Raw genomic sequence first — 22,409 nt, 5'->3', positions numbered from 1 at the left:
TCGCTGACAGGGCGCACAGGAGAACGATACGCCGCCACACGACGCGTGCCGATCCGAATCTTGCTATCTAACTCGATATGGGTCGATGTGGGCCTGTCACGGGCATGCGCATTGCGCCACGACCCTCGCCTGCGCATCGACCCACACGGGTATGGCGTCGAGCTTCGCCCCCGTGCAAGGGCCTTCGATGCACTGCCCGTCTTCGAAGCGAAACAGCGCACTGTGATGCGCGCACATGATCACCTGTGCGCGATAGGTCGGCACCCGCCCCGGCTCGTAGTCGAGCGGCGCCGAAAAATGCGGGCAGCGGTTCGCATAGGCCCACACCTCGCCCGCGCGCCGCACGACCACAACGGGCTGCCCCGTCAAGGCGGCGTCGATCACGCGTGCGCCGCCATCGGGCACGTCATCGAGGCGACACAGGCTCACGGTGTCCATGGCTCACACCCGTTGCTCAGGATTGCCAAGATTCCAGTCCCACGGCCGGATCTCGACGTGTTCGAACAGGCCCGCCCGTGTGTACGGGTCGTCGCGCACGAAGCGCATCACGTCGTCGTAGGCTTCGGCCTCGATCACGAGCAGCGTGCCGTTGAGCGCATCGCATTGCGGCGCGAGCGTCGAGCCGCCCAGCCGCACGAACACGCCGTGCTGCGAGGCCGTGCGCAGATACGTGCGATGCACCGCCCGCACGCGCTCGCGCACGTCGCGCATGCCGGGCTTGTCGGTGGCGAACACCGCGTAGTAGCGCGTCGACGGTCTCATGCCCGCTCCAGCACGAAGTCGTAGCGCGCCTCGCGAAAGTCTCCTTCGAAGCCGTATTCGCGCGCGCTCGCGTCGCCCGGCGTGCGCTCGCAATAATCCACGAGCAGCGAAGGCTTGACGCCGAATACGGCATCCGATTCCAGATACGGGTCGTCCCGGTTGAACAGATGCGTGACGAGCGTGCTGTGGCCGGGCGCGGTAATCATGAAGTGCAGATGCGCGGGCCGCCACGGGTGCCGCCCCGTGGCCTCGAGCATGCGGCCCACCGGACCGTCGGTCGGAATCGGATAGCACACGGGCACGATGGTGCGGATCGCGTAGCGGCCCCCGGCGTCGGTGCGGTAGCGCCCGCGCAGGTTGCCGTGCGGCTGCGCGGTGTCCTGCCCCGAGTACATGCCGTTATCCGCCGTTTGCCACACGTCGAGCAGCGCGTTCGCCACTGGCTCGCCATCGGTCGAGAGCACGCGGCCATGCACGAGCGCGGGCGTGCCCGGCGTGAACGCCATGTTCTCGCCCTGGGCACGTTCCGGCATGCCGTCGATGTAGAACGGGCCGAACACGGTCGTGTCGGTCGCCCCTGTCGCGTAGCGGTGATTGATCGCATCGACGAGCATCGACACGCCCAGCGTGTCGGAGAGCAGGATGAATTCCTGGCGCACGACGTCGTCGCACATCTTGCCGGTTTCGGTGAGAAAGCGGATGGCCGCGAACCACTCCGCCTCGCTCGGCTCCACCTCGCGCACGAAAGCGTGCAGATGCCGCACGAGGCTTTGCATCAGCGTGCGCAGGCGCGCGTCGGGCGTGTTCGCGAAGCGCGCCACCACCTGTTCCGTCAAGGCCCGTTCGGCCTCGGTGCCATGCGTCGACATGGTTGTCTCCTTTGCGTTGTTGTGTGCGGCGCACAGGCGGCGAGGCTAGCGCGGCGCGGCGCCTTCCCACGCGCGCTGCAACAGCGCGCGGATCGCCTCGCGCTCCAGCGCACGCGGATTGGGGTAGGCGTTCGTGCACGCCAGATCGGCCGCTTCATCGAGCCCGCTCTCCGGCATGCCGATATCCTTCAGCGCGAGCGCGATGCCGAGCGACGCGTTCAAAGCATACAACCGCGGACCCGCCTGCGCCGCATGCTCGCCGCCGAGCGCGCGCGCCACGCGTTCGAGCGCCTCGGGCGCCGCCGCGTGATTGTAGTGCGCCGTATGCGGCAGCATGATCGCGTGCGTTTGCGCGTGCGGCAGATTGAAGGTGCCGCCCAGCGTGTGGCACAGCTTGTGATGCAGCGCCATGCCCACGGCCGCGAGGCAACTGCCCGCGAGCCACGCGCCGTAAAGTGCGCGGCTGCGCATCGGCGCGTCGTCGCCCCGGCGCACGACGGCGGGCAGCGCCTCGCCCAATGCGCGGATCGATTCCTCGGCCATCAGGCTGATCACGGGGTTGGCGTCTTGCGCGTACAGCGCTTCTACCGCGTGCGCCATCGCGTTGACGCCCGAAGCCGCCGAAATGCCCACGGGCAGCGACACCGTGAGCGCAGGGTCGTAGATCACCGTGCGCGGCAGCACGCGCAGGTCGCGACCGGTCTTCTTCAGGCGTCCTTCGGTGAGCCCGTAGATGGGCGTCATCTCCGAGCCCGCGTAGGTGGTGGGCACCGCGACGATCGGCAATGACGATTCGAGCGCGATGGCCTTGCCAAGCCCAATGGTCGAGCCTCCGCCCACGGCCACGCAGCACTGCGCATCGAGCGCCGCCGCCTTCTCGCACGCGGCCCGCGCGACCTCCACGGGCACGTGCATGACGGCTTCGGCGTGAATGCCGGCGGCGCGCTCGCCCAGCAGCCGCGCCACCGCTTCGGCAAGCGGGCGCTGTTCGGGCGTCGAGAGAATCAGCGCGCGGCGCGCGCCGAGCCGGTCCACTTCATCGGGCAAGCGCGCGACGTTGCCCCAGCCGAACACCACGCGCGACGGCAAACTTTGATAAACGAACGAGTCCATATGCGCCTCAACGCTTGAAGTGCGGCGGCACCTGGGCGTCCACGTTGACCCACACCGAGCGCGCCTCGGTGTAGTCGTGCATCGCCTCGAAGCCCATTTCGCGCCCGTAACCCGACTGGCCGACGCCGCCGAACGGGCTGCCCGGATTCACGCGCTTGTAGCAGTTCACCCAGCACATGCCCGCCTGAATCTTGCCCGCGATGCCATGCGCGCGCGAGAGGTCGCGCGTCCACAGACCGCTGCCGAGTCCGTAAGCGGTGCCGTTGGCGATGTCGAGCGCTTCTTCATCGGACTTGAAGCGCAGCACGGTCACGAACGGCCCGAACACCTCTTCCTGCGCGACCCGATCGTCGGCCGTCTTCGCCTCGATCACCGTGGGGCGCACGTAGTAGCCGTTGGCGAGCGCCGGGTCCTGCGGCGCGACGCCGCCCGTGAGCACGCGCCCGCCCTGCTCGCGCGCCACGTCGACATAAGCCTTCACGCGCTCCAGGTGTTGCAGCGACGTAAGCGGCCCCATTTCCGTTTCGGGGTCCAAAGGATTGCCCACGCGAATCGAGGAAGCGAGCGCCACGAAGCGTTCGAGAAATTCGTCGGCGATGCGCTCGTGCAGCACGAGCCGCGACCCGGCAATGCACGCCTGCCCCTGATTGTGGAAGATCGCCCAGGCCGCGCCGTTGATGGCGGCGTCCAGGTTGGCGTCGTCGAACACGATATTCGCGCCCTTGCCGCCCAGTTCGAGTTGCACGCGCTTGAGGTTGCCCTGCGAGGCCTCGACGATGCGCCGCCCTGTCGCCGTCGAACCCGTGAACGCGATCTTGCCCACGCCCGGATGCTCCGCAAGCCGCTGCCCCGCCGTGTGGCCGTAGCCCGGCACGATGTTGACGACGCCCGCGGGAAAGCCCACTTCCGCCATCAGCTCGACGATGCGCAGCGTGGAAAGCGGCGTGATCTCCGAAGGCTTCAGCACGACGGTATTGCCGGCCGCGAGCGCCGGGCCCATTTTCCAGCTCGTGAACATGAGCGGAAAATTCCACGGCACGATCTGCCCCACCACGCCGATGGGCGCGCGCTGCACGTAGTTGAGAAAGCCCGTTTCGACGGGGATCACCGAGCCTTGCAGCTTGTCGGCCATGCCGCCGAAATAGCGAAAGCACGCGGCCGTGCGCGGCACGTCGAGCGCGCGCGAGTCGCGAATCGGGTGCCCCGTGTCGAGCGATTCGAGTTGCGCGAGTTCTTCGCCGTTCGCTTCGATGGCGTCGGCCAGACGCAGCAGCAAGCGGCCGCGCTCGGCGGCGGGCAGCGCCGACCACTGCGGGAACGCACGCGCGGCGGCGGCCACGGCCAGATCGATGTCGGCGGCGGTGGCGGCGGAGATCTTCGTGATCAGCGAGCCGTCGTGCGGATTGAGCACGTCGATGGTGCCGCCTTCGACGGCGTCGACGAAGCGGCCGTCGATGAACAATTGCGTTTGCATGTGTAATCCTCGATTGATGCCTGGGGCCTGCTCAGAAGTCCACCGGATAAGGCTTGAGATCGCCGCTTTCGTAGCGTTTGGGCAAGTCGGCCGTGGCGTTCTCCCATACGAGCAGCATCGAGCGCTTGGTCGAATAGCCCTGGTGCCGGATATCGGCGGGCATGGCGCAGATGTCGCCGGCGCGCATCGTGATGCGCGCACGCGGTGCGCCCGTGTTCTTGTCGCCGATGTCCCAGACGATTTCGTCCGAGAGTTGCAGGAACCATTCGACCCGGTCGTTGCCGTGGAACACTGGCAGGATGTACTCCTCCGTGGTCGGGCAGAACAGGCTCTGGCCGCACACCGAGGTGACCGAGGGATTCCACGTGACATCCGAGCGCGAGAGGTACTTGAAGAGATTGAACGCGTGCAGCTCGCCTTCGAAGCCCGCTTCGGCGTGCACTTCCGGGCTGTCCTGGGGCACGTCGGCGAAGGCGCGGTTCACGGGCAGATCGTCGCGCAGCGGCGAGTCGCCCGCGAGGCCCGGCATGCGGCGCGTGGCGATGCGCGTGCGCTCGATCGCGGCGTCGTTATCGCCATGCTTGCGGCCGAATGCCGTGCCGGTTTCCTCGGGGGCGGCGAACGGGTCGAAGCCTTCGTTGGTCCAGTCGTGCAGGATCGCCTTGAAGGTCGCCATGATGGTGGGCGTTTCGAAGGTCTCGGTATAGTCCACACCCGCTTCCTTCATGATGCCGTTGAACGAGCCCGCATAGATGTCCACCTTGCCGTAGTGGTTGCGCGTGCCGAACACGTGGTCGAAATTCACCCAGCCGTAGAAGAAGCCCCAGGCCACGTCGCGCATCATCGCGCGCAGGAAGGCGTCGGCGGGAATGGCGTGGGTGCGGATCTGGCCTTTCGCGGGCCACAGCACCTTGACGAAGTATTCGTCGCGCGTGAATTCGAAGGCGCCGAGGGTGTAGCGGCGATAGCCGGTCACGGCGTCGGGTTCGCTTGCGCGCACGGTGTCGGCGGCGAAGCCTGCCGGGTGATCGAGGGTTTCAAGGCTGGCCATGTCTTTGTCTCCTGAGGTTCGAATCGCGTGTGGACGGTCAGTGCAGGCAGATATCGGCCCACTTCTGCACCGAAAGCGCGCCGGCCATGGTCTGCACGAGCGCCACGCCGTCGCGCGGCGCGCTGAAGCGATAGGCGCAACCGGCAGGCAGCAGAGCCTGATGCCCCCGGCGCAGCACCACGTGGCCCATCTTGCGGCCCGCGGGTTCGTCGCCGGCCGCGACGGTTCCGGAACCGCCCTTCGGCGGCGTGTCGAGCTTGATGAAATCGATGCGCGCTTCACCGTCCATCAGGATCACGAACTCGTCGTGCGCGCAGGCAAACCAGCGCGACTGTCCTTGCGTGCGCAGCACCTCGATCACGTATTCGAGGTTCTTGCCCACCACGACTTTTTCGTAGGGCGCCGACTGCGCGGCGACTTCGAAGACGTTGGAGAAAACATAGTGGCGGGCGTCGCCGCTCGTGATTTCGATCTCGCCCTTGCGGTACTGCCCGAGCGAACCGAAGACGGTATGGAATGACGTGTCGGTCATGGCTGTCTCCTGTTTTGGAAGGTGTCGTTGCAATCCACTTTAGGAGCGCGGCGCGGCGGCAACAACCGGCGGCCAGACGATTACGGCATTCGCGTTTCGCAAATAATCGCGGCGAGCGAACGCGGCGGGCCCAACAGCGCTAGCGCACCCAGCCGCGCGCCAGCAGCGGCACGTCCCACGCGGGCTCGGGGCCCAGATACTCGGCCAGAAACTCCACCAGCGCCTTCACTTTCAGGGCCTGGCGCTGCGTGGAGGGATACACGGCCGCGAAGCTCAACGGCGAGAGGTGGTAATCGGTGAGGATCGGCACGAGCGAGCCGTCGAGCAGCGCCGCGCTCGCCACGAGCGTGGGCAGGCACACCACGCCGCCGCCCGTGAGCGCGTAATCGCGCAGCAAATGCACGGAGTTCGAGCGGATCATGCCGGGCAATTCCATCTCCACGACTTCGTCGCCGCGCGTCATCGTCCAGCGGTTGCGCGAGGGATAGCCCGAATACAGCGCCGTGGTGTGTTGCAGCAATTCGCGCGGATGCTGCGGCGCGCCATGCGCCTGCACATAAGCAGGTGTGGCGCAAAAGAGCCGCCGCACCGCAAAGAGCCGGCGCTCGATCAGCGATTCGGATATCGGCGGAAAGATCTGGAACGCGACGTCGAAGCCTTCTTCGATCGGATCGACCACGCGGTCGTTGACGATCACGTCGAGCTGGATGCCCGGATAGCGCCGGTTGAATTCGGCGAGCGGCGCGCCGAAATGGCCCAGCGCGAAGCCCGGCAGCATCTGGATGCGCAGCCGCCCGGTGGGCGTGGCGCGCAGTTCGCGCATCTGGTCCGTGAGCTCGTTCACGCGCCCCACGACCTCGGCGCATTCGCGGTAAAACGCCTCTCCGACTTCGGAGAGGCGCACATGCCGCGTGCTGCGATGAAAGAGCGGCGCGTTGACGAACTTTTCCAGTTGCTGGATGCGGTTCGTCACGACCGAACTGGTGACGCCTAGCTGCCGGGCCGCTTCGGCAAAACTGCTCGTTTCCGCCACGCGCACAAACGTTTCGATGCTCAAGAATCGGTCCATGCTCCTCTCTTTATCCAGGGTTCGGGCCATCCAGAGTATAGGGCCCGTCTCCACGCTTTTACGCGGCGGCGCTGGAAGGAGGATGGCGCACGGTCCCTACTCGGCCTGACCGGCGGCAGGCAGCGGTGTGGCAGCGGCAACGGCAACGGCCTCGCGGCGGCGCAGCTTCGCGGGCGCGGTTTCCTTGAGCAGAAGACTCACCAGCACGCCGAGCATGACTGCGCCGATCGGCAGCCACAGAATATTCTGGATACCGAAATGGGCGGCGACGAAGCCGGCAAGCGCGGGCGCCACGCCGCCGCCGAAAATCTCGCCCGCGCCCACCACGAGGCCGATCGACGTCGAGAGCATGCCGGCGGGCGCGGCCTCGGTGGCGACCGGCCCCGACAGCAGCGACACGAGGCCGAGCGTGAAGAACGACGCCGCGAACAGCACGGCGAAAAGCGCGAGCGGCTGCGCGCCGAGCCCGCGAAACACGATCAGCATGGCGGCCGTGCCCACGAAGCCGGCGAGGCTGGCCGTGCGCCGGCCCACGAGATCGGACAGGCCCGGCAAGCCGAACTGTCCGACGAAACCGCCAAAGCCGATGGCGGACGCCACCATGCCCATGTGCTGCGTGTCGAGCGCGAGATACTGCGTGAGGTAGAGCGGCAGCATGGCGCCGAGCACGAACACGCCCGTCATCGCGCAAAAGAGCGCCACCATCGCCACCGGAATGTTGCGGCTGCGGATCACGTCGCGCCAGTGGCCGCGTTCGAGCGGCGCGGCGGCTGTGCCCGCCTCGGGCGTCATGGCGGCGCGCGGCTCGCGAATCACGCGATACATCAGCAGGCCGAGCACGAGGCCCGGCACCGAGACGAGCGCGAACACCCAGCGCCAGCTCATCACGCCGAGCAACTGCGTGGCGATGATCGGCGCGAGCGCGAGCCCGAACAGCGCGAAGCCGCTTTGCTGGAGCCCGAGATTGAAGCCGCGGCGCTTCGGGTGCGAGGCGTCGGCCGTGGCCGCGAAGCTCGTCGGGCAGAACGAGCCTTCCGCCACGCCCATGAGCGCGCGCACGGCCAGCAAGCCCATGAAGCCGCCCGCGAGACCGGAAAAGCCCGAGAGCAGCGAGAAGGCGACGATCGCCGGAATCAGCACCTTGCGGCGGCCCACCTTGTCGGACATGCCGCCCATGACGGCCGCGAACACGCCCCACGAAAGGCCGAGGATGCCGATGCAGTTGCCCACATCCTGCGCGTTCAGGTTCAGGTCTTTCATGATGGAGGGGAACAGCGGCGCGATCAGCCAGCGGTCGAGGCCCACGAGGCCGAAGCCAAGCGCCAGCAACGTCACGGCCTTCCACTCGTAAGCCGTGTCCCATGTATGCGGTTTCATCTCTGTCTCCTTGGGCCGGCCTTCGCGCCGCGCCATCGCTCATGTTCGAAAACGGTGTGCGATGCGACGGGCGACACGGTGCTGCTTGCGGGACGCCATCGACATCGACGTCGCAAAGATAGTCGCAAGCGCGGGGGAATCAGTACCGGATAACGCCCGAATACATCATTCGCGAATCGCAAAGAATCGGCTTTGGCGGGCCGCCAGGCAAGGCGGCCGGGACGCGGCAAGCAGGCCGCCCCACGCGTTTTCGCGTGTGGCTCCCCTCCCAGGACAATTACGGGTAGACGTGCGCGGGCGCGCCAGGCGGTGGGCGTTTTCGATTGCCGGAGAAGCGCGCAGGGAGCGCGCGGCACGGTTACGCGTTCGCGAGATGCTCGGTATGCATGTCGCTCAGGCGGCTGAGCAGGATGCCGTAGCCGGTGAGGTGCCCGAGATAAACGCTCGTGAAAACGCCCGTCGCGGGCAGGGCTTCAACCAGCGCGTGGAGTTCTTCGCGCGTGAGCGGCCTGGCGAGAAGACCTGGGCGCTCCACCCGAAGGTCGGCCTGCGAAGCGAGTTGCTGATGCACGCTCACGAGGCGGGCGAAGCCGCGCCGGTAGGCGTCCTTCCATTGCGCATCCAGTGCCTCGAATTGCGCGTTGAAGGTGTCGAGCGTTTCGAGGAAGCCGACGATCGAATCGAATAGCTCGTGATAGCAGTGGAACAGCGGCAGGCGATCGCGATTGCGCTTGAGGTGCGCCGACACCCACGACTGCTCCAGATCCGACTTGAGCAGATCGTGCGCCTGCTTCAGGTTGCTGCTCGAAAGGCGCAGCGCCGCCGTGGCCGATCTCAGCTTCGCGTGGTCCAGCGTCTTCGTGGCGACCTCGGTGAGCAGCGCCGTGGCCTGCTCGTTGCCGTCGTTGACGAGCGTGTTGGCCCAGAAGCCATGATCGGGCGGAAAGGCGATCTGCTGAATGATGAAGCCCAGCAGCATGCCCAGCACCACGCCAATCAGCCGTTGCTCCAGCAACGGAATGTGCTCGCCCGTGTAGAGCACGAGCGTCATCGGCACGGTGACGCTCGTCATCTGGAAGACCGACGGCCGGATGCGCACGATCGTGAAGATCACGAGCGGCAGCAGGATCACGCCCAGCCACAGGTGCGGCGCGGTCAGCCAGATCAGCAGCGTGCCGATGGGCATCGCCACGAGGTTCGACATCACGCGCTTGTAGAAGTAGCCGCGCGCCGCCGAGATGGAACTGCCCAGCGCGAGCGTGAGCATGGCCGAGCCCGAAAGCGCGACCGCCGCCTCGGGATAGCCGCACGCATAGGGAATCCCGAAGCCGATCCACATGCCAAGCGTGAGCTTGGTGTATTTCGCGAGTTCGGAAAGGGAAAAGCGCGCCAGCGCGCGGCGAAACGGCGTGAGCGGTGTGTGGGCGTAGGAGGAGGAAACCATGGGGGCCGTCGATCGTTTCAGGCGGGTTGAGTGCGCGTTGCGTGCGGTGCAATCAGCGGCGCACCGGTGTGCTTATGTTATCGCGGTTGGGGCGGCTGTTCCGGCACTTTGCCCGCCCCGGCGCACGCCGCCGGACGCTTTTTTATCGACCGGTATTTTCTTTCCGATTCATCAGATCAAATCCGCGGATTCCGCCCAGACGCCCGCCGTATCAGGCGTTGCGGGGCGGCCTTGCGCAAGCCGCGTACCTTGCGATTTATTTTCAATTTCTTTCGTGTTTTTTTCATTTACCGTCATCACCAACCGATGAAGTTCGCATTGCGAACCTCTTCGCTTCCCTTAAGCACTGGGGTCCGCCCATGACGATAAAAACGAAAGTCTCCATTTGTCTGCCAACGTGCGATCGGCCTGAACTGCTCGTACGCTGCATCGAATCGTGCCTCATGCAAACGCATGCGGACATCGAGATCGTGATCGGCGACGACTCGCGCGACGACCGCACGGCGCAACTGATCGCCACGCGTTACCGCGACGACGCGCGCATCGCCTACCGGCGCAATGTGCCAGCGCTCGGCCAGGCACGCAATGTCGCGAGCCTGTTCGAGCGCGCGAGCGGCGACAAGATCCTGTTGATCCACGACGACGACTATCTGCTCGGCCACTGCCTGGAGCGGCTGCTCGCGCAATGGGAGCGTTATCCCGATCTGGAAGTCGCCTTTGGCGACCAGTACGAAACCGATCACCTCGGACACATCGACCACGCGGCGAGCCAGCGCATGAACGCCGCGTATCACCGCACGGCCGACGCAGCCGGGCTGCAAGCGCTGCCGGGCCGCACCGGCATCGTGCAGATGTTCCCCAACAACGGCTGGCTCGCCGATGCGGCGCTCGTCAAGCGCATCGGCTACGAGGAACGTTATGGCACGTGCTGCGATTACGTATTCGGCACGCTGCTTTGCCTCGCGGCGCAGCGCGTGTGCTACGTGAACGAGTACGTCTCGTGCTATCGCATGACGGACGTTTCGGTATCCCAGGCAACGCGGCGCACGATCAACGCCTCATCGATCTCCGCGTGGCACTTTCTCAAGGGGCTCACGCTGCCGCGCGAACTCGAACCCGCCCGCAAGCTCGCGTATCGCCGGCTCGTGCCGATCGTGGTGTCCCTGCTCGCGCGCAATCACGAAGCGCGTGCGGGCTTGCAACTCGCGCTGGGAAACCTCTACGCGTACCGTTTCGGCTTTAGCGCACGGCTCTACTATCACCTGCTGATGATCTGGAAGGCCTCGCGCCACGGCCGCCAGGAACCGGTCGCGCTATTGGGCAGGAAGGACGAGCAACCCGTCGATACGTCGAGAACACGCATGCCGTAACACGCGCATCAGGCCGCGAGCCGTTGCGCGTCGGTAGCGAGACGGAACACGCGCACCGCCGTTTCGAGGCTGTCGGTCTGATCGCGCATGCTCGTGGAGGCGGCCGAGGCCTGCTCCACGAGCGCCGCGTTTTGCTGGGTCATTTCGTCCATGTGGCCCACGGCGCGGTTCACTTCCTCGATGCCGCTGCTCTGCTCCGCGCTCGCGCGGCTGATCTCGGCCATCAGCACGGTCACGGCCTCGACCGACTTGACGATCTCCGTCATGTTGCCGCCCACGCGCTCGATCAACTGGCCGCCCTGATCGACCTGCGTCACCGACTCCGTGATGAGCGTCTTGATCTCGCGCGCCGCGTCGGCGCTGCGTTGCGCGAGCGTGCGCACTTCCGCCGCGACCACCGAGAAACCGCGCCCCTGCGTGCCCGCGCGCGCGGCTTCGACAGCGGCGTTGAGCGCGAGGATATTGGTCTGGAACGCGATGCTCTCGATCACGCCGATGATCTCTTCGACTTTGTACGAGGTCTTGCGGATCGCCTGCATGGTGGCCTCGGCCTCGTTCATCAGGCGCGCGCCCGTGTTCGCGAGGCTCGACGTCGAGCCCGCCGAATCGTGCGCCTGGTGCGCATTGCCCGCGTTGTTGCGCACGGTGGCGGTGAGCTGCTCCATGGCGGCCGCCGTTTGTTCGAGCGAGCCCGCTTGCGCTTCCGTGCGCGCGGAAAGATCGGCGTTGCCCGCGGCGATCTCGCGCGCGGCCGTGGTGAGGCTGTCCGTGGAACGGCGCACGTTGCCGATCAACGTCGCCATGCCCACGTTGACGCCATTGATGGCGTCGAAGATCGCCCCGATCTCGTCGCCGCGTTTGACCGGCATCTGCTTCGACAGATCGCCCGCCGCGAGACGGCGCGCGGCGGCGGCCGCATCGAGCAGCGGCTGCGCGGCATGACGCCTGACCACGCCGTACATGAGCGCGCCGAGGAGCGCCGCGATGGCGAGGTCGGGCAACAACGACGTCCACGCCCAAGGCGCGGCGGCAAGTCCCGTGAGCTGCTGCGCGCCACGCCAGCCGAGCAGCAGCGCGGCCGCGCCGCCCGCCGCGACGAGGCCCATTTTCTCGGCCAGCGTGAGCATGCGGATGTTGGCGATGTCGACGCCCACCGAGAAGATGCCGATCACCCTGCCCCGCGCATCCACGATCGGCTGATAGTCGACGATGAACTTGCGGCCCGCCACGACCATATAGCCGTAGTAACCGGTGCCCGCGCGGTTGTGCGTATAAGCGGGATGCGACCGGTCCATCACCACGCCCACCGCACGCACGCCTTTCGCGTCCGTCACGTTGGTGGCGACGCGCACGAAGTCCTCGCCCGCAAGCACGAAGATCGAGGAAATGCCGCCCGATTCGCGGCCCCAGTCGTCGAGAACCGTGTGATTCAGGTTCACCTGAACCGCGCCGCTCAGCAGGACGGGCGTGGCGCGGTCGCCCACGGTGACTTCACGCGTGGCGTCGAGCGAGAATCCCGCCGGATAGCGGGCCTCCAGGGCTTTATATAAGCGGCGAACCTGGCTTGTAAGCGGGCGAAACCTGATCATGTCGAACGTCACTCTCCAACGGCGCTGAGTCGATCGCCGCGCAGCCTGACTATCCTCTACGCGACATCCCATCATTCAATATCGGCAGGCGGCGTCCGATTTAAAGTGCCGGATGGCCTGGTGCATCCCCGGATTGTCCGGAACGCCGGGGCATGACCTGGGCGCTCCGGGCGTTGCGTACACGCATGCCCCTTGCATGAAAAATGCCGTATGTGGGGAATCGCGGGGCTCGCAATATGATTCGTATGCCGAATCAATTTTCGATGTAATTCGCGCGATCACTCCAATCACTTCGTTATCCGAATCAATAGGGTTTTGGTTCTCTCGGCTCGTGCAATGATCGCCGTCGCATCGAAGCGACAGGCCATCAGCGCGGCGAACCCACGCTCGCCACGGCATGCGCAGAGCCGGAAACCTCGGTTCCGGTGTACATGGCGTCTCCTTGCCGGATCGGACGTCAACGGGCTTTCGCCATAGTGTCGACAGTTAGAGTCGATCCAAGGGGATATTTCGCGAAATATCGGAATTACTTCGCTTTACTGTATACACAACGGCTAATGACATGCGGTCGTGAAAGCATGGGCGACAGCGGATTTGTTACAATTGCAGGCGCTGCGCTCGGTCGCGGCGCCTCGGGAGTAAGTGGATGGATGAAGACGTCGGCGTGGCAGTCGCCCAGGAAGCGGGCGAGCAGACGTCCGTGGCCGAGATCGTCGACTGGGTGGCGCGCGGCATCATCGAAGGCCGCCTGCGCCCCGGCGACGACCTGAATTCGGTCGATCTCGCGAAGCGCTTCAGCGTAAGCCGCACGCCGGTGCGCGAGGCGCTGTTCGCGCTCACGCGCGAAGGGCTCGTCGACTGGTCGCCGCGCCGCCGCCCGCGCGTGGCCGCCATGAGCCTCAAGGAAGTGCGCGAGATTTACGGGCTGCGCGCCCTGCTCTACGGCCAGGTGTCGCTCGCCATTGTCGAGCACGCCACGGACGAGGACATCGAGGCGCTATGGCGCGCGCACCGCGAGCTCGCCGAAGTCGCCACGAAAAGCGACGTGGACGGCTACTTCCGGGCCAACGTCGCGTTTCGCGACCTGGAACTGCGGGTGAGCCGCAACGGCATCTTCAAGGAGGTGCTGGACTCCATGCGCATGCGCACCAACCGCCTGCGCCACCTGAGCACCTCGCTGCCGGGGCGTTTGCAGCGCTCGTGCACGGATCACCAGCGGCTGTGCGAGGCCTACGCCGAGCGCGACGGCGTGCTCGCCGCAGCGCTGAACCGCTCGATCGTAATGAGCGCCTTGCAGGCCATCGAAGCGGCCTGGGACAGCCTGCGCTAGGCAGCCAGCAAATCAGCCAGGGGCATGCCGTTCGTGGCCCCTTTTATTTACGGGAATTCGCGTTGAACAGCACGCCCCGCCCTGCCCGCCAAGCTTGCCGAAAGGCCGGGGATACAAGATACTTGACGATTCGACCGAATTCCCTCCGCATTTTCGTTATTCCGGGTTCTTTCTCATCATGAGCACAATTCTCGAAAGCCTTCCGATCGGCCAAAAGGTCGGTATCGCGTTCTCCGGCGGCCTCGACACGAGCGCCGCGCTGCACTGGATGAAGCTCAAGGGCGCCGTGCCCTACGCTTACACCGCGAACCTCGGCCAGCCCGACGAAGACGACTACGATTCGATCCCGCGCCGCGCGACCGAATACGGCGCCGCGGGCGCGCGCCTGATCGACTGCCGCGCGCAGCTCGTGGCCGAAGGCATCGCCGCCCTGCAATGCGGCGCGTTCCATATCTCGACCGCCGGCGTCACGTACTTCAACACGACGCCGATCGGCCGCGCCGTCACGGGCACCATGCTCGTGGCCGCGATGAAGGAAGACGGCGTCAACATCTGGGGCGACGGTTCGACCTACAAGGGCAACGACATCGAGCGTTTCTACCGCTACGGCCTGCTCGTCAACCCGGACCTGAAGATCTACAAGCCGTGGCTCGACCAGCAGTTCATCGACGAACTGGGCGGCCGCTCGGAAATGTCGGAGTTCATGCGCCAGTCGGGCTTCGAGTACAAGATGTCGGCCGAGAAGGCCTACTCGACCGACTCGAACCTGCTCGGCGCGACGCACGAAGCGAAGGACCTCGAAAGCCTGGAAAGCGGCATCAAGATCGTGAACCCGATCATGGGCGTGGCGTTCTGGCGCGACGACGTCAAAATCGACCGGGAAGAAGTGACGATCCGCTTCGAGGAAGGCCAGCCGGTCGCGCTGAACGGCCAGACCTTCCCGAACGCCGTCGAACTGCTGCTCGAAGCGAACCGCATTGGCGGCCGTCACGGTCTGGGCATGAGCGACCAGATCGAGAACCGCATCATCGAGGCGAAGAGCCGCGGCATCTACGAAGCCCCGGGCCTCGCGCTGCTCCATATCGCCTATGAGCGCCTCGTGACGGGCATCCACAACGAAGACACCATCGAGCAGTACCGCGAGAACGGCCGCCGTCTGGGCCGCCTGCTGTACCAGGGCCGCTGGTTCGACCCGCAAGCCATCATGCTGCGTGAAACGGCCCAGCGCTGGGTCGCGCGCGCCATCACCGGTGAAGTGAAGGTCGAACTGCGCCGTGGCAACGACTACTCGATCCTCAGCACGAAGTCGGACAACCTGACGTACCAGCCGGAGCGCCTGTCGATGGAGAAGGTCGCCTCGACGTTCTCGCCGAAGGACCGTATCGGCCAGCTCACGATGCGCAACCTCGACATCGCCGACACGCGCGAGAAGCTGCGTGTGTACTCGCAGGTGGGGCTGCTCGCGCCGGGCGCTGCCTATACGCTGCCGCAACTGAACGACGAGAAGAAGTAAGACGTCGCGGGTTGGGTTGAGAAGAAGGGGGAAGGCATCGCGCCTTCCCCCTTTTTTATTGCCTGGCGTGCTCGTGCCGTGTGGGTCGACGCGGTGGTGAGAGGCGCAGAGTTTTCCACAGATTTTCTGGACAAGCTTGTGGAGAACGCCTGGAACGAATACCCCAAGCCATTGATCCGTCTGATGTTTTGGTCCGTGAGCCGATGCGAGGCACGATGCGCTCGTTAGCGCGTCACGGCTGGCTCATCGGCGCGCCGAAACGTCAACACGCCTGCCTGCCCTTCAGCCACCAGGCGTCTTCCTCAACGCTCACAACATCGCAAGCTGCTTCATCTTCCCGTACACGAACTGCCCGAAGTACCACGACAGATCGGAGTGGTTGAGGATGTTCGCATCGGAGAGCGCGCCCGCCTCGAGCTTCAGGCGGCGCAGCATGAGCTTGCCGGCCTGCGAGGCGATATAGAGCCGCACGAGCTCCTTGCGGGTCTTCTCGTCGGCCGATTCGAAGTGCTCGCGGCCTCGCGTGACCTCGTCGTTGCGCTGCGTCCTCGCCTCTTCGTCGCGCGCGGCGATGCTCTGCTTCACCGCCGTGTTGGTCTCCGTCTTTGCGGTTTCCTGCGCGGTCGCGGCGATGGCCAGCTCGCTCTGGATCGCCACCATCTTGCGCTCGGCCTCCGAGACCTGCCAGTTGTGGCTCAGCGCCTTCATCAGATAGCCCGCAGGGCTCTTGGTCACCTTGCCCTGGTTGAGCCTGAAGCGCGTGTATTCGATCGCCTGCTGGATGCGCTCGTCGGTCCAGCTCATGCGGTGCTCCGCGATCACGTCGAACTGCTTGTTGCTGAGCCCGAACTCCTCCTTGAGCGTGAGCAGCAGATCGTGCGCGTCGGGCTGCCGGCTCAGCAGCGCCGCAACCGTGTCCTTGCGCTTCATGCGGAAGCGGATCTTGTTGATCTTGCGCGAAGTCTCCGAGTCGGCCCGGGTCTCGTAGTTGAGATCGATGTCGGAAAGCTCATTGATCTGGCGCACCGCCGGATCGAGATACTTGGGCCGAAAGTGCTTGAACTCCGACGCGCTCGTACCGAGTTTGCCGGGCCAGCGCCGCATGACGTCGAGTTCGATCCAGTCCGTGATGCCGGCCGCCACGAAGGGCATCACATAGTCGTAAATCGCGCGCGCGTAGGTTTGCGAGAACGATGCCGTGATGCACAGGTTCAGCCAGTGGTGCTTGTCGGGGCCCGTGATGTGACGCAGCATCAGCGGCGGGATGCGAAACTGGATACGCCCCTTGCCGATCTTGACGCTGCCCATCAACTGCTCGGAAATCCACTGGTCGTCTTCGTTGGGCGCGCGGTCGGGCGGCGTGTCGGTCACTTCGATCAGCACGCGCTGCGCTTCCTTGATCACGCTCTGCAAATGGCGCACGTTGCGGCTTTCGTAGCGCATGAGCCACTTGAAGTAATTCAGGTCGACGTCATAGGTCTCGCGCGGCGTTGGCTCCTGGGCGGCGACGAAATAGGCGGCATCGATAAAGCGGCGCGAAGAGAGGCCGAGCCCGTTGATGGCGACGAACACGTTGTTGCGCTGAAAGCCGATCTCGCGCGTACTCTCATTGATCGGCTGGCCGGACATCTCCTCAAAGAGACCCAGCGCCATCTGCTGTGTTGTTGTCCTTCGCCCGCTCTCCTCCGACATACGCACGCTCTCCCGGTCGACATTGGCGGGCACTCTATCACTCCGCAAACACAAGTCAACACAATAAACGTTACCTCAAACACGGGTCTGGTTCGTCTCGCGCACAAAAAACGTACCTCATTGCACAAATATCTCTACACCTCCTGCACATAAAACGGCAACGACTTGCACATAAAACGGGGCATCGAGCACATAGAACGGTGCTTTTCAGAGACAACCCTTTGATATTAAAGAACTCTATGGCCTACGTTAGTGGGTTCGTAGGTTTTTGTCTTTAAGTAAACAAACAAACCGAGCTCCGAAAACAGACACTCGGCGAAAATTTTGACGGCATGTGTCTCGCGATACGGTGAAAAGATTCAGGCATCACAATGCGGGAAAGCGCGGTGCTTCAAAGGCTTGCCTCGAGGAAACCAAAGTCGACTTTCGGCGATCACCGGTTCCTGAGGGGGTGATTCGCTTCCTGAGGTAACGATTTCTGTGCAGCAGCGGAGTGCAGAGGCAGTGGTTTATGTGCACGGGCTGTTTTGAGGCATCTATGGCGGGGTTTGAGGTGCCTGGATGGTGGCGCGCAAGAGGTAACGAAATTTGTGCTGACTGCTGCCACTCGTGGATGGCAACGGATTTTGTGCAGATCCCGTTCCGCGATCGACGACGGTAACGTTTATTGTGCACTTGCCTTGCCAGGGCCTTCTTCGGCCTTCCAACCTGAGGTAACGGAAATTGTGCAAGTCGCGCAACGGGCGGTGTGCGGGCGAATTTGCCCTTGGAGACCAACGAATCCGGCGCGGCGCGGTGAGCGGATGGAACGAAGGTAACGCTTTTTGTGCAGTGCAGTGCGCGGAATGCCGCGACAAACCTTATGGGGGCGCAGACGGTAACGTTTTTTGTGCATCTGTGGCTGGAGAACGACTCATCAGAAATACAGTTGCACAAAAACCGTTACTCTTCGTTCTGCGAGACGGTGACCGAAACCCGAAGTGGCCGAATCGCACAAAATCCGTGACCTTGCGCCGTGGCACGCTTCCCTGCGCGGATAGCCGGACGGTGCAGCAGTTTCAAACTGCACAAAAAACGCGACCTTGGTGCTGCGAAGGTGTTGCTGCCCCCTCACGGTTTGCCCAAAAAATAGGCAACCCGCAAAAAACGGCTTTAAAGCGCTGCTGGCGGCTTTGGGCAGTTCACTGGTATTTGGGCCTTGGACGGACCCCGCGAAGCTCATATAGCGCGTTTTGGAGGGTCATTTTTTCCCATATCGCCCTCAATTAGTGTGTTTTCATACGCTTTTGCTGTATTCTACGCTTTATCCAAATTCTGATAAAAAGCGTATTAATGGCGAAGACTATCGAATTGCCGTCGATCGATCGACGCGTGGACCTTTCAGCGATCACTGAATTTGCCGAAGAGGCCGGCCGTCTTTCCGAAGAGCTTCGGGAAATGATGCTGGCGCCGCGGCCGCGAAAGATGGCGCCCACGTTTACGTCCGCGCAGGTCGCCGAGCTTTGCGGCATTGACCGCATCAAGCTCAACAACCTGCTGGCCACTCGCGAAGGCTTGCCGCAAGGCGTGGCGCAGGGCTCCGGGCGAAGCCGGGTCTTCACCCTGCCCGAGGCGCGAACCTGGGTGCAACAGGTTTCCGATATCTACCAGACACCGCTTCATACCGGCGTGCGCGACGCGGACGGCAAGGTGCTGCTCGTCGCGAACTTCAAGGGCGGGTCGACGAAAACGACCACGACCATGTGTCTCGCCCAGGGCCTCACGCTGCGCGGCCGCAAGGTCCTGCTCATCGACCTGGATCCTCAAGCTTCGCTGACGGAATTGTGTGGACTGTATGCAGAGAAGGAAGTGACCGAAGACAGCACTGTCCTTCCGTTCATCTACGACCCGCATATGGAAGGCGGCCTGCTTAACTTCGTGCAGGAAACGTACTGGGATGGTCTCGATGTCATTCCGGCGCACCCTACGCTCTTTTCCGCCGAGTTCCATATTCCGGGCACGGTGATCAAGAACCCGGGATTCAAGTTCTGGGATCTGTTGCGCCAGGGCGTGGTGGCGCTGCGCAAGCAATACGATTACATCATTCTGGACACGGCGCCTTCGCTGTCTTATCTGACCATCAATGCGCTCATGGCGGCCGATGCGATGGTCATGCCGCTCGTGCCCGAAAGCCTGGACTTCATCAGCTCGGTTTCTTTCTGGAGCCTCTTTTCGGACCTCGCGCACACGATCATGGAGCGCGGCGACGAAAAGACCTACGACTTCGTTTCCGTGCTGCTTTCGAAGGTGGACTACGGCAAGACGTCGTCGGCGCCGGTCGTGCGCTCCTGGGTGCAGCGGACTTACAAGGACTGGGTGAACGCGCTGGAGGTGCCGGCAAGCTCCGCGATGAGCAACGGCGCGCTCGCGATGGCCACCGTGTTCGACATCAGCAAGGGCGATCTCGCGGACAAGACGGTCGCGCGCGTGCGTCAGCCACTGACTGACTATGTGCGCTGGATCGACGATCTCTACGTAGAACAATGGAGGGCCGGCAAGTGAGTTCATTTCGCGACAAGATGGCGGCGAAGACCGCAGAGCTCGGATCGTCTTCGGAGCGGGCCGCGCCAGAACGGCCGGCCGCGGTCGCACCGGCGGAGCCGCGCCGCAGCAGCGCGTTCAAAACCGGCCCCGGCATGCTGGGCGCGCTGGCCGTTGCGCAGCAACGCATCCAGGAACTGGAGACGACGAGCGACAAGCTCATGCTTCCCGTGAACGCGATTCAGCCGAATCCTTGGCAGCCGCGCAAGATTTTCAGCGACGAAGGGCTGGCTTCGTTGGCCGAATCCATTCGCGAGGTCGGGCTCGTCGAGCCGGTCGTCGTGCGTCGCGCGGACAACGGCTATCAGTTGATTGCCGGCGAACGCCGTCTGCGTGCGCACGTTCTGATTCAGGCGGAGGAGATCCGCGCATCGGTGATCGAGTGTTCCGACCAGGACATGGCGGTCCTCGCGCTGGTGGAAAACGTGGGCCGCGAAGATCTGACTGATTATGAGATTGGTCAATCACTGCGTCGCGCCGAGCGTGAATTTCCGACCCGTAAGCGCATGGCCGAGGCGCTCGGCATGTCGCGCAAAGGCCTGTACCGTTTTCTGGCATTTGAGAATCTCCCCGATTTTATTCGCCGAGATCTCGATTTGAATCCGCGGCTGCTGGGCGGTTCGGCGGCCGACGAGGTGGTCTCGGCGATCAAGAAGTTCGGGACAGCGGGTCTTTCGGCGGCGCGTGAATTGTGGCCGGCCGTTGTCGAGCGCACGCTCGATCAGGGCAAGCTGGCCGCCGCGATTGGCGCGCAGGCGAGCCGCGGGGAGTCGATCGAAAGCGTTTCCGAGCGCAGCATCGAGAAGATTTTTTCCGGTAAGAGCCACGCTGGGAGTATCACGAAAGATACCAATAGCTTCACCGTGAAGCTGAAGACGGGCGTGCTGTCGGATGCGCAAGAGACGCAGATTCGCGAACTGATTAGCCAGCTTTTCAATGTGAAGCCCGGCTGAACTGGGTGTTGCTGGATGGATTGAGTTTGGAGCCCGCTTCGGCGGGCTTTTTCTTTTCCTACTCGGTTTTGGTGGTGTGTCGAGTCGACACACGGTGGGGTTGGCGAACGGTGTTGGGTAGACGGGGCGCAGGAACAAGGGGCTTCGATAAGGCGTGTGTCGACTCGACACAAAGGCGCGGGAGGTGAGGGTTGTTGTGTGGCATCGCCTGCGGGGCGTGTGAATCTCGTTTTGGGCGACTTTCGGCGTGCTTCGAGGTGCGGTGTGTCGATTCGACACACGGTGCGGCTGACGCGTGGTGTCGAGTAGGCGATGGGCTATCGGGTCTCGGGAGCAAACCGGCTTCGATAAGGTATGTATCGAGTCGACACACGGATGCGAGCGCTGAGGATGGTTGCTGTTTGGCATCCCCTACCGGTATGGGTGGATCCCGTGCTGGCTCCTTTTCGGCGTGCCTCGATGTGATGTGTGTCGAGTCGACACAGGTGGCAAGTGCTAACGGCGGTTGTTTCGTGTGACGGCCTCAGAAGGCGAGATGGACTTGTGGCGCTTAAGTTTGCGCGTATCTTGCCGCGCCATGTGTCAGGTTGGCCCGGTGCGGTGAGCATCTCGGCCGACGCTGGCCTTGCGTTACGTGCCGTTATAGGGAGTCTTCCCGGAGGAGCACCACTGTGCTCGATGCCTGTGTGTCGACTCGACACACGGGGGCGGTTGCGACGTCTCACGGGGACGATTGCGTCACGCTACAAGGGGCGCGCTCGGTGCCTTCCTGCGGAGTGTGTCGAGTCGACACACAGTGTGGCGCAAAGCTAACCGTTGCGTCTGAACGATCGGCCCGCGCCCGACTACGGAGAGGGGCGTTGTTCCGGTCTTCGTCGGACTGCGAGTCAATGGGACGCATCTTGATGCCGCTCACCGACTCCGTGATAACGCACACGGCATGTAGCGCTGCGTGCCGCTTCTATGCGACATAAGCGTTGGCGTGACATCCGGCCACGCTTGTCGTGTGTCGACTTGACACACGACAAGCTCGGGATCCTCGTTGAGGCCCATTCGGACACCGGCCGCACAACTGCTCGAAAGCGCTGCCGTCTGGAGACGAGCCTTGATCCAGACTATAGTGCGCCACACAATTAGCGTGTCTCGAATCGACGTGCAAATCTTCAAAGTCTCACGTGGATGAAGCTCAAGGCAGATGCTTTCGATCGCCTCAAACGCACCCGGTCCCTTGCGCTAATGTCAGGACAAGAGGGGGATGTCAAGGATCGATGCAAACCGCAATCGGTGCGCCAAGCCGTCGGGAACTTGATTGGCTGTCGCGTCTGCTAATACGTGAGACGACCTCGGAGCCAATCCTTCCACTAGAGGTTCTCATGCTGTGTGTCGAGTCGACACACAGCACCCGCCCGACTCGTAGCTGCCGGCGACCAGCTGGAATTCGGTACGCGCGCCCGCATGACAAGCGCTGGGGATCGACTGGCCAGGCAGCCAGTGATTTTGTTGGCCGCGCGTCATACCCTGGCAAGCCGTGTGTCGACTCGACACAGCTTGTCCTGACAAACTCCCGCATGCGCCACTCGCAACGCGTCGCCGATCAATCAGCCACGGCGTGAATCTTGGCGGATCAAAGTTCTACCTATCGATAGGGGCAAGCGGCTCGGCGCAGTCAGTGGCAGGCGTGGCTAACGTGT

General features: G+C 63.9%; 18 protein-coding genes. 6 read left to right on the top strand and 12 right to left on the bottom strand.

The window, feature by feature from the left end; all coding sequences use genetic code 11:
* Window positions 1–96: 96 nt before the first annotated feature.
* From C7401_RS22230 to C7401_RS22185, 10 genes are all read right to left on the bottom strand, one after another.
* On the bottom strand, window positions 97–438 hold the full coding sequence (locus C7401_RS22230) for a Rieske (2Fe-2S) protein (RefSeq protein ID WP_112173554.1): 342 nt from the start codon (window positions 436–438) through the stop codon (window positions 97–99).
* A gap of 3 nt (window positions 439–441) precedes the next feature.
* Window positions 442–762 carry a YciI family protein gene (locus C7401_RS22225; RefSeq protein ID WP_112173553.1) on the bottom strand — a complete coding sequence of 107 codons (321 nt, stop codon included), beginning with the start codon at window positions 760–762 and terminating at the stop codon, window positions 442–444.
* Complete coding sequence (locus C7401_RS22220; RefSeq protein WP_112173552.1) at window positions 759–1,631, bottom strand: intradiol ring-cleavage dioxygenase; 873 nt, start codon at window positions 1,629–1,631, stop codon at window positions 759–761. The genes C7401_RS22225 and C7401_RS22220 overlap by 4 nt, the downstream gene beginning before the upstream one ends.
* Window positions 1,632–1,676: 45 nt before the next feature.
* A complete protein-coding gene (locus tag C7401_RS22215; RefSeq protein ID WP_112173551.1) occupies window positions 1,677–2,744 on the bottom strand; it encodes a maleylacetate reductase in 1,068 nt (355 codons plus the stop codon).
* Window positions 2,745–2,751: 7 nt separating this feature from the next.
* Complete coding sequence (locus C7401_RS22210) at window positions 2,752–4,218, bottom strand: aldehyde dehydrogenase family protein (RefSeq protein WP_112173550.1); 1,467 nt, start codon at window positions 4,216–4,218, stop codon at window positions 2,752–2,754.
* A gap of 31 nt (window positions 4,219–4,249) precedes the next feature.
* Window positions 4,250–5,269 (bottom strand): hydroxyquinol 1,2-dioxygenase, encoded by a 1,020-nt coding sequence (locus C7401_RS22205; protein ID WP_112173549.1) that lies wholly within the window; start codon window positions 5,267–5,269, stop codon window positions 4,250–4,252.
* A 37-nt stretch (window positions 5,270–5,306) separates the two neighbouring features.
* Window positions 5,307–5,801: a cupin domain-containing protein gene (locus C7401_RS22200; RefSeq protein ID WP_112173548.1), complete on the bottom strand. Its 495-nt coding sequence runs from the start codon at window positions 5,799–5,801 to the stop codon at window positions 5,307–5,309.
* 139 nt (window positions 5,802–5,940) lie between these two features.
* Window positions 5,941–6,870, bottom strand: a complete 930-nt coding sequence (locus C7401_RS22195) for a LysR family transcriptional regulator (protein WP_112173547.1) — start codon at window positions 6,868–6,870, stop codon at window positions 5,941–5,943.
* A 96-nt stretch (window positions 6,871–6,966) separates the two neighbouring features.
* The gene (locus C7401_RS22190; protein ID WP_112173546.1) at window positions 6,967–8,247 is read right to left on the bottom strand and encodes an MFS transporter; all 1,281 of its coding nucleotides are present in this window, start codon (window positions 8,245–8,247) and stop codon (window positions 6,967–6,969) included.
* A gap of 358 nt (window positions 8,248–8,605) precedes the next feature.
* Window positions 8,606–9,691, bottom strand: a complete 1,086-nt coding sequence (locus C7401_RS22185; protein ID WP_112173545.1) for an aromatic acid exporter family protein — start codon at window positions 9,689–9,691, stop codon at window positions 8,606–8,608.
* Between C7401_RS22185 and C7401_RS44445 the strand changes: the two genes are divergently transcribed.
* Both C7401_RS44445 and C7401_RS22180 read left to right on the top strand, forming a co-directional pair.
* Window positions 9,690–10,001: a hypothetical protein gene (locus C7401_RS44445; RefSeq protein ID WP_146757970.1), complete on the top strand. Its 312-nt coding sequence runs from the start codon at window positions 9,690–9,692 to the stop codon at window positions 9,999–10,001. The two genes, C7401_RS22185 and C7401_RS44445, sit on opposite strands and share 2 nt — an antisense overlap.
* A 49-nt stretch (window positions 10,002–10,050) precedes the next feature.
* Entirely contained in the window at window positions 10,051–11,061 is a 1,011-nt protein-coding gene (locus tag C7401_RS22180; protein ID WP_112173544.1) for a glycosyltransferase family 2 protein, read from the top strand.
* 8 nt (window positions 11,062–11,069) lie between these two features.
* Here the strand turns inward: C7401_RS22180 and C7401_RS22175 are convergent, their stop codons facing one another.
* Window positions 11,070–12,650, bottom strand: coding sequence for a methyl-accepting chemotaxis protein (locus C7401_RS22175; protein WP_112173638.1), 1,581 nt, complete (start codon window positions 12,648–12,650; stop codon window positions 11,070–11,072).
* A gap of 646 nt (window positions 12,651–13,296) precedes the next feature.
* On the opposite strand from C7401_RS22175, the gene C7401_RS22170 reads away from it, so the two are divergent.
* A complete protein-coding gene (locus tag C7401_RS22170) occupies window positions 13,297–13,980 on the top strand; it encodes a GntR family transcriptional regulator (protein ID WP_112173543.1) in 684 nt (227 codons plus the stop codon).
* A gap of 178 nt (window positions 13,981–14,158) precedes the next feature.
* Window positions 14,159–15,493: an argininosuccinate synthase gene (argG, locus tag C7401_RS22165; RefSeq protein WP_112173637.1), complete on the top strand. Its 1,335-nt coding sequence runs from the start codon at window positions 14,159–14,161 to the stop codon at window positions 15,491–15,493.
* A 309-nt stretch (window positions 15,494–15,802) separates the two neighbouring features.
* Here argG and C7401_RS22160 read toward each other — a convergent pair whose 3' ends face one another.
* The gene (locus tag C7401_RS22160) at window positions 15,803–17,146 is read right to left on the bottom strand and encodes a replication initiation protein (protein WP_258397186.1); all 1,344 of its coding nucleotides are present in this window, start codon (window positions 17,144–17,146) and stop codon (window positions 15,803–15,805) included.
* 1,371 nt (window positions 17,147–18,517) lie between these two features.
* Here C7401_RS22160 and C7401_RS22155 point away from each other — a divergent pair.
* Both C7401_RS22155 and C7401_RS22150 read left to right on the top strand, forming a co-directional pair.
* On the top strand, window positions 18,518–19,726 hold the full coding sequence (locus tag C7401_RS22155; RefSeq protein ID WP_112173541.1) for an AAA family ATPase: 1,209 nt from the start codon (window positions 18,518–18,520) through the stop codon (window positions 19,724–19,726).
* Window positions 19,723–20,718, top strand: coding sequence for a ParB/RepB/Spo0J family partition protein (locus tag C7401_RS22150; protein ID WP_112173636.1), 996 nt, complete (start codon window positions 19,723–19,725; stop codon window positions 20,716–20,718). The genes C7401_RS22155 and C7401_RS22150 overlap by 4 nt, the downstream gene beginning before the upstream one ends.
* The last annotated feature ends 1,691 nt before the right edge of the window (window positions 20,719–22,409 follow it).

Origin of the sequence: Paraburkholderia unamae (assembly GCF_003268775.1) — a bacterium.
Lineage (GTDB): Bacteria > Pseudomonadota > Gammaproteobacteria > Burkholderiales > Burkholderiaceae > Paraburkholderia > Paraburkholderia unamae.
This window is presented reverse-complemented; position numbering and strand designations above follow the sequence as displayed.

Bases quoted from the DNA above. Each gene is read 5' to 3' on its own strand.
- C7401_RS22190 (WP_112173546.1), bottom strand. From the start codon at position 8,247: ATGAAACCGCATACATGGGACACGGCTTACGAGTGGAAGGCCGTGACG.
- C7401_RS22230 (WP_112173554.1), bottom strand. From the start codon at position 438: ATGGACACCGTGAGCCTGTGTCGCCTCGATGACGTGCCCGATGGCGGC.
- C7401_RS22170 (WP_112173543.1), top strand. From the start codon at position 13,297: ATGGATGAAGACGTCGGCGTGGCAGTCGCCCAGGAAGCGGGCGAGCAG.
- C7401_RS22200 (WP_112173548.1), bottom strand. From the start codon at position 5,801: ATGACCGACACGTCATTCCATACCGTCTTCGGTTCGCTCGGGCAGTAC.
- argG (WP_112173637.1), top strand. From the start codon at position 14,159: ATGAGCACAATTCTCGAAAGCCTTCCGATCGGCCAAAAGGTCGGTATC.
- C7401_RS22185 (WP_112173545.1), bottom strand. From the start codon at position 9,691: ATGGTTTCCTCCTCCTACGCCCACACACCGCTCACGCCGTTTCGCCGC.
- C7401_RS22155 (WP_112173541.1), top strand. From the start codon at position 18,518: ATGGCGAAGACTATCGAATTGCCGTCGATCGATCGACGCGTGGACCTT.
- C7401_RS22210 (WP_112173550.1), bottom strand. From the start codon at position 4,218: ATGCAAACGCAATTGTTCATCGACGGCCGCTTCGTCGACGCCGTCGAA.
- C7401_RS22205 (WP_112173549.1), bottom strand. From the start codon at position 5,269: ATGGCCAGCCTTGAAACCCTCGATCACCCGGCAGGCTTCGCCGCCGAC.
- C7401_RS44445 (WP_146757970.1), top strand. From the start codon at position 9,690: ATGGGGGCCGTCGATCGTTTCAGGCGGGTTGAGTGCGCGTTGCGTGCG.
- C7401_RS22180 (WP_112173544.1), top strand. From the start codon at position 10,051: ATGACGATAAAAACGAAAGTCTCCATTTGTCTGCCAACGTGCGATCGG.
- C7401_RS22215 (WP_112173551.1), bottom strand. From the start codon at position 2,744: ATGGACTCGTTCGTTTATCAAAGTTTGCCGTCGCGCGTGGTGTTCGGC.
- C7401_RS22195 (WP_112173547.1), bottom strand. From the start codon at position 6,870: ATGGACCGATTCTTGAGCATCGAAACGTTTGTGCGCGTGGCGGAAACG.
- C7401_RS22225 (WP_112173553.1), bottom strand. From the start codon at position 762: ATGAGACCGTCGACGCGCTACTACGCGGTGTTCGCCACCGACAAGCCC.
- C7401_RS22160 (WP_258397186.1), bottom strand. From the start codon at position 17,146: ATGGCGCTGGGTCTCTTTGAGGAGATGTCCGGCCAGCCGATCAATGAG.
- C7401_RS22175 (WP_112173638.1), bottom strand. From the start codon at position 12,650: ATGATCAGGTTTCGCCCGCTTACAAGCCAGGTTCGCCGCTTATATAAA.
- C7401_RS22220 (WP_112173552.1), bottom strand. From the start codon at position 1,631: ATGTCGACGCATGGCACCGAGGCCGAACGGGCCTTGACGGAACAGGTG.